The sequence below is a fragment of the Paenibacillus sp. LS1 genome (assembly GCF_026013365.1).
Classification (GTDB): domain Bacteria; phylum Bacillota; class Bacilli; order Paenibacillales; family Paenibacillaceae; genus Paenibacillus.
Genome location: NZ_JAPDOE010000002.1, coordinates 331,766 through 344,480, shown reverse-complemented (window position 1 = coordinate 344,480; position 12,715 = coordinate 331,766). Strand labels below are relative to the sequence as shown.

Annotated in this window: 14 protein-coding genes; 13 read left to right on the top strand and 1 reads right to left on the bottom strand. The window is 47.4% G+C overall.

Translation table 11 applies throughout. The features are described 5' to 3' along the window. Positions 1 to 14 precede the first annotated feature (14 nt). The 5 genes from OM416_RS10930 to OM416_RS10910 all read left to right on the top strand — a co-directional run bounded on the left by OM416_RS10930 (position 15) and on the right by OM416_RS10910 (position 4,960). Entirely contained in the window at positions 15 to 572 is a 558-nt protein-coding gene (locus OM416_RS10930; protein WP_264929227.1) for a cysteine hydrolase family protein, read from the top strand. Positions 573 to 770: 198 nt separating this feature from the next. Beyond that, positions 771 to 2,225, top strand: a complete 1,455-nt coding sequence (locus OM416_RS10925) for a nicotinate phosphoribosyltransferase (protein WP_062833859.1) — start codon at positions 771 to 773, stop codon at positions 2,223 to 2,225. 320 nt (positions 2,226 to 2,545) lie between these two features. After that, on the top strand, positions 2,546 to 3,193 hold the full coding sequence (locus tag OM416_RS10920) for a hypothetical protein (RefSeq protein WP_264929226.1): 648 nt from the start codon (positions 2,546 to 2,548) through the stop codon (positions 3,191 to 3,193). A 118-nt stretch (positions 3,194 to 3,311) separates the two neighbouring features. Beyond that, on the top strand, positions 3,312 to 4,331 hold the full coding sequence (locus OM416_RS10915) for an oxidoreductase (RefSeq protein ID WP_264929225.1): 1,020 nt from the start codon (positions 3,312 to 3,314) through the stop codon (positions 4,329 to 4,331). A 74-nt stretch (positions 4,332 to 4,405) separates the two neighbouring features. Continuing rightward, complete coding sequence (locus OM416_RS10910) at positions 4,406 to 4,960, top strand: hypothetical protein (protein ID WP_264929224.1); 555 nt, start codon at positions 4,406 to 4,408, stop codon at positions 4,958 to 4,960. Between the two features lie 73 nt (positions 4,961 to 5,033). On the opposite strand, the gene OM416_RS10905 is transcribed toward OM416_RS10910, so the two are convergent. Further along, on the bottom strand, positions 5,034 to 5,552 hold the full coding sequence (locus OM416_RS10905) for a molybdenum cofactor biosynthesis protein B (RefSeq protein ID WP_264929223.1): 519 nt from the start codon (positions 5,550 to 5,552) through the stop codon (positions 5,034 to 5,036). Between the two features lie 171 nt (positions 5,553 to 5,723). Here OM416_RS10905 and OM416_RS10900 point away from each other — a divergent pair, with 171 nt between their 5' ends. The 8 genes from OM416_RS10900 to OM416_RS10865 all read left to right on the top strand — a co-directional run bounded on the left by OM416_RS10900 (position 5,724) and on the right by OM416_RS10865 (position 12,551). After that, complete coding sequence (locus OM416_RS10900; RefSeq protein ID WP_264929222.1) at positions 5,724 to 6,842, top strand: CobW family GTP-binding protein; 1,119 nt, start codon at positions 5,724 to 5,726, stop codon at positions 6,840 to 6,842. Between the two features lie 73 nt (positions 6,843 to 6,915). Next, positions 6,916 to 7,251 (top strand): four-helix bundle copper-binding protein, encoded by a 336-nt coding sequence (locus OM416_RS10895; protein WP_169478435.1) that lies wholly within the window; start codon positions 6,916 to 6,918, stop codon positions 7,249 to 7,251. 119 nt (positions 7,252 to 7,370) lie between these two features. After that, positions 7,371 to 7,505, top strand: a complete 135-nt coding sequence (locus tag OM416_RS10890; protein WP_017689094.1) for a hypothetical protein — start codon at positions 7,371 to 7,373, stop codon at positions 7,503 to 7,505. 279 nt (positions 7,506 to 7,784) lie between these two features. After that, positions 7,785 to 9,515, top strand: coding sequence for an arginine--tRNA ligase (gene argS / locus OM416_RS10885; protein ID WP_264929221.1), 1,731 nt, complete (start codon positions 7,785 to 7,787; stop codon positions 9,513 to 9,515). A 5-nt stretch (positions 9,516 to 9,520) separates the two neighbouring features. Beyond that, the gene (locus OM416_RS10880) at positions 9,521 to 10,576 is read left to right on the top strand and encodes an ATP-binding cassette domain-containing protein (RefSeq protein ID WP_264929220.1); all 1,056 of its coding nucleotides are present in this window, start codon (positions 9,521 to 9,523) and stop codon (positions 10,574 to 10,576) included. Further along, positions 10,573 to 11,283 carry a hypothetical protein gene (locus OM416_RS10875; protein ID WP_264929219.1) on the top strand — a complete coding sequence of 237 codons (711 nt, stop codon included), beginning with the start codon at positions 10,573 to 10,575 and terminating at the stop codon, positions 11,281 to 11,283. The genes OM416_RS10880 and OM416_RS10875 overlap by 4 nt, the downstream gene beginning before the upstream one ends. A 99-nt stretch (positions 11,284 to 11,382) precedes the next feature. After that, positions 11,383 to 11,928 carry a hypothetical protein gene (locus tag OM416_RS10870; RefSeq protein WP_062833868.1) on the top strand — a complete coding sequence of 182 codons (546 nt, stop codon included), beginning with the start codon at positions 11,383 to 11,385 and terminating at the stop codon, positions 11,926 to 11,928. Further along, positions 11,925 to 12,551 (top strand): YdcF family protein, encoded by a 627-nt coding sequence (locus OM416_RS10865; RefSeq protein WP_264929218.1) that lies wholly within the window; start codon positions 11,925 to 11,927, stop codon positions 12,549 to 12,551. The genes OM416_RS10870 and OM416_RS10865 overlap by 4 nt, the downstream gene beginning before the upstream one ends. Positions 12,552 to 12,715 lie beyond the last annotated feature (164 nt).

Here is a 12,715-nt window from a genome sequence, read left to right as displayed (position 1 = left end):
AGGGAGTGTTGACGATGAAAGCACTGATTGTCATTGATTTTACGCAGGATTTTGTGACAGGTTCTTTGCCTGTAGGTCAGCCAGCAGTTGAGATCGAAGAGACTATCGCGGCTGTAACGGAAGCTTACTGTAATAACAAACATGAAGTGATTATGGCTGTGGATCTGCATGAAGAAAATGACCCGTATCACCCGGAGACTGCACTTTTCCCACCTCATAACATCCGAAATTCAGAGGGAAGACAGTTATATGGTCGTCTTGCTCAAGTGATGGAGGAACGGAAAACGGATATTCGGTGGATGGATAAGACGAGATACAGCGCATTCTGTGGGACAGATCTGGAACTCAGACTGCGTGCACGTGGCATTACAGATATTGCACTCATTGGGGTATGCACGGATATTTGTGTATTGCATACTGCAGTCGATGCTTACAATAAAGGTTTTCACATTACGATATATGAAGATGCCGTTGCCAGCTTCAATCCGGCAGGGCATGAGTGGGCACTTGGACATTTTCGTTCCAGCCTTGGTGCTTCGGTGGTTAAGGCGAGCGAGACGGTCCTGGCGTGATTTAATCCATAATCATGTCTGGTTGACCTAATGTTAGGAATCAGATGAATGTGGTGAATGGTGTATAGAGTTTTTTTACGGGAGACTTGTTTGTTTAATACGGATGAACAGAATCATGAAGAATGAGTCTCCATATGTTAACCGGTGTTCACAGATGAAATCTGGGAGCACGAGCGGAAGTCAGAGAGGATGAGACAAATGCAGACGACTAGCCTGGCTTTACATACGGATAAATATCAGATCAATATGATGTACGCCCATTGGGTGAATGGTACACATAAGCGGAAGGCGGTATTTGAAGCCTATTTCCGTAAGCTTCCGTTTGGCAACGGATATGCGGTATTTGCCGGATTGGAACGAATTGTGAACTATATCAGTCAGCTTCGGTTTACGATGGACGACATCAAATTTTTATCCAAACAAGAGGAAAATTACGATCCGGTCTTTCTGGAAGAGTTGCTCCAGTTTTCATTTCAGGGGACAATTCATTCGATGAAGGAAGGTGCAATTGTTTTCCCTGACGAACCGCTCATTCGGGTAGAAGGCTCCATTATGGAGACACAATTGGTGGAGACGGCGATACTTAACTTCATGAATTATCAGACGTTGATTGCAACCAAGGCTTCGCGGATCAAACAGGTAGCACAGCAGGATACCTTACTCGAATTCGGTACACGGCGTGCACAGGAAGCGGATGCTGCCATCTGGGGCGCACGTGCGTCATATGTGGCAGGATTCCATGCAACGTCCAATATGCTGGCCGGAGAGCGCTTCGGGATACCAACAGCAGGTACACATGCCCATTCCTGGGTACAGAGCTTTATGAGCGAGCAGGAAGCGTTTGATGTGTATGCCAAAGTGTTGCCTGATCAGGTTACACTGCTGGTCGATACCTTTGACACGTTGAACAGTGGTGTACCTCACGCCATCAAGACAGCCAAGAAGTTGGAGAGCCAAGGCAAAAAGATGAATGCGATTCGTCTGGACAGTGGTGACCTTGCGTACTTGTCGATCCAGGCACGTCAGATGCTGGATGAGGCTGGCTTGGATTATGTGAAAATTGTAGCATCCAATGATTTGGATGAGAATACGATTTTCAACCTGAAGGCTCAAGGAGCGCGGATTGATACATGGGGTGTCGGCACACAGTTGATTACTGCTTCTGACCAACCATCTTTGGGTGGAGTATACAAATTGGTGGAGCGTGAAGTGGACGGTGCCATGCTGCCTACGATTAAAATATCTGCCAATCCTGAAAAAGTGTCCACGCCAGGTAAAAAGGAAGTGTTCCGGATCATTGATCCGAAGCATGGCAAGGCGATTGCAGATTATATCTGCTATCCAGAGGAAGAACAGCCGCTACAGGGCGGACCGCTCAAGTTGTTCAACCCGCTACACCCTTATCTAAAAAAGACCGTTACCCGCTACGAAGCGGTAAATATGCTGGAGCCGATCTTTGTGAACGGACGCAAAGTGTATGAGCTGCCTAATTTGGATGAGATTCGGGCGTACCATAAGGAACAGATGAACCTCTTCTGGCCTGAATACCAACGGAAGCTCAACCCGGAGATCTATCGTGTGAACATCAGCCCTGCGGCATGGAATATGAAGCAGAAGCTCATTGCGGAACATGTGAAATCCACAGAGGAATAATTCACACATAAGATATGCAGAGAGGCATAACCAGTGAGGTATACTGGCTTATGCCTTTTTAATATGATTCGATGAGATAAAAAGGGATGTAAGAAATCTCATGGACAGACAGCCTAGTTAGCAGGCTATACTGGAATTTGGCTTGCTCAGCTTTAAGGGAAATGCAGTAATTATTTCTCGGGAAAGCGCAGGAAGCGTCAAATACTGCGTGATCCTGAGACGGGTTTGATTCTCAGGATTATCCTTATGCAATGGTCGGAGTGTCCAACATTGTTTCAATCCCATAGTTGCCGGGGATGAAAGTAAGAGGAGGTGCAGACATGAGATGGACATTAGGACTGGTCTGGATGGCTTTTATTGCCTATGCAGTGTTGTTGGCACCAGGGCAGTCACCTGGAAGTGATCCAATATTCAAAGAACTGATCACACTGCAAAGCAAGGAGCCTTGGTTGCTTACTGTATTTTCGTGGTTAGGTATTTTCCCGGCAGTGTATGCCTGTATGCTGTTAAGAACATCTGTAAAAGAACGAAGTGGCCGTGTACCCGTTTGGCCGTTTGTCTTGCTTTCTTTTGGACTCGGTGCATTTGCCTTGCTTCCTTATTATGCGTGGGCATCATCTGCACATAGAGCTTCGGGTTACACAAGCTTACATTTTGGTCGTCAGCGGGAGTCGGGAATTGGACGGGTAGCAGCCCACAAGCTGACGCATGTAGTCCTTCTGCTGTTGACGCTTGGGACGGCCTTCTATGCCGTGACGCAAGGTCATCCGGATGTATTTATGGATGCGTTCAATCAATCTGCCTTTGTACATATCATGACGATTGATTTTGTACTGCTGACCTTACTTTCCATGATTGCGATATACAGGGATGCTAAAGCGAGTCGACGTTCACCCGCTTGGGCAGCGGCGGGGATCATCCCTATTGTGGGTCCACTAATCTATCTGTTGACGCTCAGGAGAGACTGAGCCTGATCATTAACATCAGGAAGAATCCAAAGGTAAAAGGTAGCCGTTAAGCCTGAATGCGAACAATTCACGTGCTTAATGGAAAAATATATACAAGTCGAAGAAGGAGTGGCTATCGATGAAAAACCATTTTAACGCATATGTTGTCCGTAAAGAAGAACAGGGCGGAGTGAAAGCTGCTATAGAGCAACTGAAGAAGGAAGATCTGCCAAATGGAGATGTAACGATACAGGTGCAGTATTCCAGTGTCAATTATAAAGACGGACTCGCTACCCTTGAGAAAGGCGGTGTCGTTCGTGAATACCCGATGGTACCGGGAATTGATCTGGCCGGAACGGTAGAGGAGTCGGTCAGTGGACGTTTTGCACCAGGAGATCGGGTGATTAGTACAGGGTTTGAACCTGGCGTATCCCATTACGGAGGGTACAGCGAGTATGCTCGGCTACGCAGCGAATGGCTGGTGCCTCTGCCACCGGGTCTTAGTGAGAAAGAAGCCATGGCGATTGGAACCGCAGGATTTACCGCTGCACTTTCGGTAGATGCGCTGTTACAGGCTGGAGTGACACCGGAGATGGGCAAGATTCTGGTTACGGGTGCAACAGGTGGCGTTGGCAGTATGGCGGTTGCCATTCTGGCGAAGCTTGGCTTCGAAGTAACAGCCAGCACAGGCAAGAAGGAGCAGGAAGAGCCATTGCTTCGAAACTTGGGGGCATCAGAGGTTATCACTCGTGAAGAAGCCGATGCTCCAGCTAAAGGAGCCATGGGGAAACAGCTATGGGCGGGAGTAGTTGATCCAACAGGAGGCCCGGCTCTCGCGGAGCGATTGAAACAGATCCAATACGGAGGTGCAGTTGCGGTATCTGGTTTAACTGGAGGCACAGCTTTTGAATCGACGGTACTTCCATTTATTTTGCGTGGTATCCAGCTTATTGGTATAGATTCTGTATATTGTCCAATGGAACGTCGGGAACGATTGTGGAAACTGCTTGGCGGAGAATGGAAACCGGAGCGCGCGCTGGAACTGGGAATCCGTGGAATTTCCTTAGACCAATTGCCTCATACGCTGGAGACGATACTCCAAGGTGGTGCAGTAGGTCGTACCGTGGTCCATACGATATCAGATCTGCCAGCCGAATAAGATTCTTGGTCCCTAGACATGCTAATTCTACCTGATAGGGTCACAGTACCTGTGGCTGGAAAGGAAGGATTGGCATGTGGTTTGGTAGACAGCTGCGAAGTCTGGTTGGAAGAACAATCAAGTCGGTACTAGTAAGTGCAATGTTGATCACGAGTATCTGGTCCCTGGTGGCTTGTTCAGCATCATCCATTGAACAGGAGCGAAAGGTCTATACGCGCGAAGCGACGAATGAAGGAAATGTGCGGGCACAGAGTCAAGGACATGGATTAAACGGTGCATTGGTGAATGAGATCAGTAAGAGTTTTGAAGCAAAGGGCATCCAGCTGATGAATAACATGTCTGCCGATGACGATCATGGTGGGATCTCTTATATGTATTTGTTGAATGGAAGTGGCAGACACATCGTGAAAATCCATATTTTCAGTGATAAGGCAGCTCGGGTTGCCGGCATGAAACAAATGTATAGTGAGAATGGTGATGAGGCTGTTTTAGAGAATGTGCTTGGCCGGACAACGATTCGCAGTAAAGGCTACGTCTCACTGGTGTATACGGCTTCTGGTGGGGAAAAGGACGAGTATGAGCAGGACGTTATGCAGGTGTTCCAACATGTGCTGGAGCAACTTAGGTAAGAGGAGAGGGAGTATCAACCTTTCAATTCGTACAGTACAGCTGAAAATAAATTCGAAAAACCCGTCTGATTTTTCAGACGGGTTTATATATTTCACGCATGACATGCCGTAGCTCAGGCAAAATGAGTTTTTCCATGGCCAATTTGACAGCTCCTTTGGAGCCTGGCATGGAGAATACGGCTGTGCGTCCAATCGTTCCGGCGACGGCTCTGCTCAGGATGGCAGCGGAACCGATATCCTCGGTGTAACTCAGAAAACGGAAGATTTCACCGAAGCCCGGCAGTTCCTTGTCGAGCAGTGAGGACACCGCTTCGTAGGTTGTGTCTCGGGGTGCAATCCCTGTTCCTCCGCTAAGCAGCACGGCTTCGACATCATCACGAACGGCTGCATCCTGCAGGATGCTTCGAATGTTCTCCGTTTCATCTGGTGTGATGATGTATTCAACAATTTGATAACCCGCTTCATTCAGAAGCTGATGCATGAGCTGTCCGCTCGTATCGGTGTCTTTGGTGCGCGTGTCCGACACCGTTACAATCATGCACGATACCGTGTCTGGAGCCTCCTGGCGATGTTGTTCCACTGAATTAGTCATGAAACTTCCTCCTTCAATCAACATGTCCTCATAGCATAGACCATCCGTAAGAATCAGGCAATGTACTGGGGAAGAGTTGAACCTTATTGCACAACGAATACAGGATGGTGTACACTCGCTAGATATAGATAGACTAGGATACAAGAAGTACAATCAGAGAGGTGTTTAAGCATGAACGAAATCATTTTAAAAGAACAATTCATACCTGTATATATATTGTCAGGCTTTTTGGGAAGTGGCAAAACAACACTGCTTGTTCAATTGATCGAACATTGGCAACAGCAGGGTTTGCGTCCCGCAGTAGTGATGAATGAGTTAGGTGAAGTTAATCTGGATGGTCAGATTGTGGATTCCACCGTTCCGATGACGGAGATGTTAGGGGGATGTATCTGTTGTACCGTACGTGGTGACTTGGGATTGCAGCTTGCTGAACTTGTTCAGGAGGAATCCCCTGATGTGATCATCATAGAAGCAACGGGTGCGGCAAATCCAATGGAGATTCTGGATGCGGTCACCGAGACTTCACTCTACATGCGATTGGAACTGAAAAGCCTCATTACCGTTGTGGATGCAGCGCATCTATCTGGGTTGTACCAGGAGCAGAAGGGGCAGACCTTCAAATTGATGCAGGAGCAGATTCGTTGTGCGTCTGTGCTTCTCTTGAACAAAACAGATCGGGTGAGTGCACAGGAACTGCAAGATTTGGAGCAGCTTTTGGCAAAATGGAATGGCTTCGCACCTGTAATACCTACGGTCAAATGTGCGGTGGAGATGGATCTGTTGCTTCGCAGCGGGGCAGACGTGCACGTCCATGATTCAGCTTCTGAAGCAGGTAAGCATGCTAACCAAGAGCATCATGTTCATACGGAAGCCTGTGGCGTACATGGATGCAGTCATGGACATGAACATACACATCATACAGTCCAAGGTGATGCTACTGATACTGACGCATCTCATAGCCACGTCCATGAACATGCTCATGAGCATTCCGCTCCTCATGCCTCACACGAACATGTCATGGTATATACGCATTATTTCAGTCATTCGGTGAATAGCGAAGCATTTGAACAGTTTGTATCAGCTTTGCCACGAGACGTGTATCGAGCGAAAGGTATTCTATCGTTTAGCGACACGGCGAGCCGCTTCTGGTTCCAGTATGCTTACCGTGAATCGGACTACATGAAGATTACACCTCAGGGAGATGTCCCTAATGTTGCTGTGTTTATAGGTGAACATTTTGACCAAACTGTCATTCGTGACCAATTATTGGAATTGGAAGCGATAAAGTAGGCTAGATGATTCAATGTTCCTCCGTACTGGTTATTAAGAAGCATAGCAAACTTTGCCTGGGAGGTAACTTTAAATGACACAACAACAATATCAACAATGTATCGATGCTTGCCTAGAGTGCATGAATGCTTGCAACGTATGTTACATATCGAGTCTGAAAGAATATGATCTGGCGATGCTGCGTGATTGCATTCGATTGAATCGGGAATGTGCGGAGATTTGCAGTTTTGCTGCACAAGCGATGACGCGTGGAAGTGATTTCATTGCCGAAATATGCGAATTGTGTGTGAAAGCTTGTGAAGCTTGCGCCGCAGAGTGTGGTAAACACCAGCATAGTCATTGCCAAGCATGTGCAGAGGCGTGCCGCAGATGTGCAGAAGCTTGCCGGTTGATGGCAGTCGTAGCGTAAATATCATTTCTTTGGAATATATAATTAAAACGGATAATATGTTGGTCCCCTAAGGAAAGCAGCGAACACAGGCATCTGAGACGATGTGCCTATGTGTTGCCTTCAGTAGGGGATTTTTAATGCAGGTTGCCAAGTCTGATCATGGTATGTATAATGATGGCAATGAATTGAAACGAAGAATATCAATGATCGGGAGAGTAGCCAGATCCATACATGACAGCGAGCCGGGAGAGGTGGAAGCCGGTATGACATGACCTGAGTGAACCGCACCCGTGAGATGGTTATCCGAAAAGATATATGTATTCTGATGGAGGAATGTACGATATCTGGCTGAGGGTAATTCGGTTTGCGACCGTTATACGCATCGAGCGGAGCAGGTTCTACTGGCATGCATGTTGATGCACAACAGGAGTAACTGTTCACTTAGAGTGGTACCGCGGGAACTGTTAAGTCAGCTCTCGTCTCTTATTTAGAGACGAGAGCTTTTTTGTGTTTATTTTCAACCAATAATGAATGGATAAGGAGTGTTCGAGATGTTGATGAAGCAGGCTGCGGCCGATATTGCCCCTTTAACGGGATTGAATGAAAAAGAGGTTATAAGATTACTGGAGGTCCCACCGCAGGCGGAGATGGGTGATGCAGCATTCCCTTGTTTTGTATTGGCGAAGTCATTAAAAAAAGCACCCGCAGTCATTGCGACCGAGCTCGCAACTGGATTGCAGGCCTCTGGCATTGAAGCGACTCCCGCCGGGCCGTATGTAAATATCCGTTTCAATCGGGAGAAGCTCGCGCCGAATCTGCTAAAAGAACTGGGGAATGCCGCATTTGGTAAGCGTCAGCTTGGTCAAGGTTCACGTGTTGTGATTGATATGTCTTCCCCTAACATCGCTAAACCCTTCGGAATTGGACATTTGCGTTCTACTGTAATCGGTGCAGCATTGTATCGGTTGTACAACGAAGCAGGTTATACCTCCGTAAGTGTGAATCATCTGGGAGACTGGGGAACCCAGTTTGGCAAGCAGATCGCAGCGTACAAACGGTGGGGCAAAGAGGAAGCGTTGCAGGCAGACCCGATCCGTACGTCGCTTGAGCTGTATGTGCGTTTCCATGATGAGGCGGAGAACGATGCTTCTCTGGAGATTGAGGCACGGGAGTGGTTCCGCAAGCTGGAGCAAGGGGATGAAGAAGCACAGCGGTTATGGGCGTTCTTTGTGGAAGTGAGCATGAAGGAATTCAACCGGATGTATGAACGTCTGAACGTACAATTTGACCATACGCTGGGGGAAAGCTTTTACAATGACAAGATGGGCGCGGTGGTCGAAGAACTCAAGGCGAAAGGTTTACTTGAAGAGAGTGATGGAGCACTCGTGGTACGTCTGGAGGATGAGAACATGCCCCCGTGCCTGATTATCAAAAAAGACGGAACAACGATCTACCCTACACGGGATTTGGCTACGGCGGTTTATCGTCATGAGGTGATGAAGGCAGATCGGCTGTTATACGTGGTCGGAGGCGAGCAGAAGTTACATTTCCGGCAGGTATTTGCGGTCCTATCCCGGATGGGACATGAGTGGTCTGCAAAGTGTGAACATATCCCGTTTGGATTAATGCGTTTTGAGGGACGGAAAATGTCTACCCGCCGCGGTAAAGTTGTCTTTTTGCAGGAAGTGTTGGATGAGGCAGTCACTCGTGCACTACAGATTATTCAGGAGAAAAACCCGAATCTGGAGAACCCCCAGAAGGTGGCTGAGGCGGTCGGTGTCGGTGCCATTGTCTTCGGTGATTTGCGTAATAATAGGCTTAATGATGTGGACTTCTCACTGGAAGATGCGGTGAGTTTTGAAGGGGAGACCGGACCTTATGTGCAATACACGCATGCTCGGATTCAAAGTGTACTGGCCAAGGCAGAAGAGGCGATCCGTATGGAAAATGAAAACCATCTGACTAACGGCACGATTGCAGATGATGTAAATGAAACAGGGACCACCTCATCCAGTATCGGAGATACCTCATGGGCATTGCTGAAACTGCTCGGTGAATATCCCGAGTATCTGGAAAAAGCAATTCATCGGAATGAGCCTTCGGTCATTGCCAAATATACGATAGATGTCGCTCAAGCGTTCAACCGCTTCTATCACGCTGAACGGATTGCGGATGCGCCATCTAATGTAAGATCTTTCCGGGTAGCCTTGGCCGAACGGACTGCCGAACGCCTTGCATACAGTCTGTATTTGCTTGGTGTGCAGGCTCCGGAACGGATGTGATCCCAATGACATGGAGTACACGTGGTCTTTTCAGGAAGTCCGATCAAGCTACACCAGACTCATCAGGTCGAGGTATATTGCTTCAACAAGTGAGCAAGCGATTAGGTACTGCTCAGGTGCTGAATCAAATTAATCTGGAAGTGAAGCAGGGCGAATGTGCTGTACTTGTGGGCAGAAACGGTTCTGGCAAAAGCACGTTGCTACGTATATTGGCGGGCAGTTTGTTACCTGATACAGGATCGATCCAGCGCACAATGAAGGGTTCTGATGGGTATGCAGTAGATGGCCTGCCACGGTTACCTTTCACCTCTGGAGAGTACTTGTGGGACATGGGACGGATTCGGGGCATTCGCCCCGAAATACTGCGTGAGCGGATTAGAGAACTTAGTGAACTTCTATATCTGGATACCGCGATCGATCAGAAGTTACCCTTATTATCCAAGGGCACACTGCAAAAAGTAAATCTGATTCAGGCCCTGTTACCTGGACCGGGTGGTCTTTTACTGCTGGATGAACCGTTGTCAGGCTTGGATATTCCAGCTCAAGAGGCAGTTGTATCCTTACTGGGACAATGGAAGGTTGAAGGAACGTCCATCGTTACAGCTTGTCATGAACCGTTGCTTATTGAACGTTTGGCAGACCAAGTGGTTGTGTTGCAGAAAGGTCGTGTACTCCGCTACTGGAGTCGTGAGGATGTATTACAAGCTGGCGAACCAGTTGTACATATTCAAAGTCTGACGGAAACTGAAGAGGATTTGGCTAACGATCCATCCATTTTAAAACAACCTGGAGTGCTGTCTTTAGTTCGTAATATAAGCTCGGAAAAATCAAATTCATGGATGTGGGATTGGAAAGTGGTTCAGAAATCAATAGATGATGTTCTTAGAATGATTCTGGCATCCGGAGGTTCGGTTGTGTCTGTACAACAGGAAGAAAGTCAATTACATATGGAAAGTCTGCTGGAAGGACAACATCCAGCTGTATATTCGAGTCGTGGGGTCGACCCAGAATCTATGGGGTTAAGCCCTTCTATGGACGCTGAGGGGAGAGAGGTCCAATGATCTATCTAACCCGATATTTGTTAAGGCATCACATCCGCTCACAGAAATATTTTGCACCAGTTATCTTTTATATCATCACCATGCTGCTGATCTATTCCTACAAACCTAATCCTATTGCGGACAGTTACAGTGTCACGGCTATGCTGTTATTTCTGGCATCTGCTTGGCTCGGAGTAATGGTGATGAATACGGAACCTGCGAGGCAGTATCAACTGCTTGTCCTTCATGCAGGAAGCAGGCGTAAGGTTGTAAAAAGTCAATTAATCTGTGCCTGGATAATGCAATTCATGCTCACCGCAACCACTGTGCTGTATCCCGTGTTCGCGGGAATGTTCGATAGACAGCCCACAGGTGAGGAGTGGATGATGACTTGGTTAGGACATCTTGGCCTATCACTGCTGGGATTGGGCATCGGTGTATTTTTTCAAAAATCATACATTCCCTTACTTAATCGTAGTATGCCGGCCCTCATTATTGTACTATTACTATCATTTATCCAGGGTTCCTTAAGTGAACGTCTGCCTGAATCGTTACAATGGCTTGGTCGCATTCTGCCACCAGCCTTTTATCAGGTTCGTGAGATGATGTTATTCGATGAATTAAAAATGAGCTCCTTTGTTTTGGTTACGATATGGACTGTGCTCTATGCATCGGGGTTATTAATCATCCATGTGTGGCTGTCCGGTAGAAGAGATCTACGGAGTTAGAAGCCGCGCTTCCCAATAACTTGAATGTTGCTCTTGGTTTGGTTAGGATAGAGGGACATGAAATGGATAACATTGTACGGTTGAAGGGGGCGCTCGCATATGCAAAATACAGACATCCAGAATGGTGACATGCTGGACAGCGAACACTCCAGGGAATTGTTTGCCTATTACGGATTGGCCGTGTACTACGGTCAGGCGCTTGAACAGCAGCTGGTCAATCTGATTTTATTAATGAAAATGTCTCAGGGCAAGGCCGTGTCAGAAGAGGATCTGGAAGATTTGTACGAACGAAAAATGAGCAGTTCACTAGGGCAACTCATTCATGAGGTCCGCCATCATTTCACCTTTTCCGAGGAAGAAACTCATCAATTGAATGAATTGTGGCAGCAACGTAATCGTATCGTTCATCACTACTTCAAGGAACGAATCCATGAGACATTCAGTCCGGAAGGACGATCACGCATGATTAAGGAATTGGAGGATTTCAAAGACCGTGCACAGGAGCTGGAGATCAGTCTTCAGCAATATACAGGCGCCTGGATCGCAGAGCTTGGTCTGGATGCCGAATCCGCAGCAGCTCTGCAGACGCTGGAACGTATGCATGCGGAGAGCATGCACGCAAGGGCTTTGGAAGAGAATGAATGAAAAGCAAACGCAAAACGAAACATTGGATTGTAATCACGGCTCTGGCTATAGTATTGGTTGGAATTCTATGGACTGTGGTTACGGTGGTACGTATATTAGCCTATACGGATGAGGATTCGTCCAGGATATCGGATGCAGCGATCATTCTGGGTGCAGCCGTGGAGGAGGATAACCCCTCACCTGTATTTCGTCAACGTATTGAACATGGGATTGAATTATACCGTCAGGGCACCGTTCATAATCTGATTTTTACAGGCGGGTCAAGTGGTGATGGAGAACATACGGAAGCTGAAGTAGGTCAGAAGTATGCTATTGCACAAGGAGTAGATCCAGCGGACATTCGCGTAGAGACCGAATCTCGAATCACCGAGGAGAATCTGATCAATTCAATTCCAATAGGTGAACAGGCCGGCTATCAAACGTATACGATTGTGAGTGATCCTTTACATATGAAACGGGCCATGAAGCTGGCTACCGGACTGGGTATGGATGCCGTACCTTCTCCAACACGAACTACGGCTTATCGAACCTGGCGCAGCAAGTTTCCTTTTCTCGCAAGAGAGACCGTGATGTACATGGGTTATACGATCAAAGGATGGATAAACAATCCGCAGCAGCCGTGAGGTTGTGCGCGGATTTTTTTTGTCTGAGCGAAATAAACAGCATCGGAGCATGCCTCCAGATAAAAATAAAAAAACCGATCTACACCGCAAACCTCTAAGGTATCCGTGTAGATCGGTTTTTGTGGTGCCTGTTGAGCGCACATCATTTCTGATTAGTTAGTACA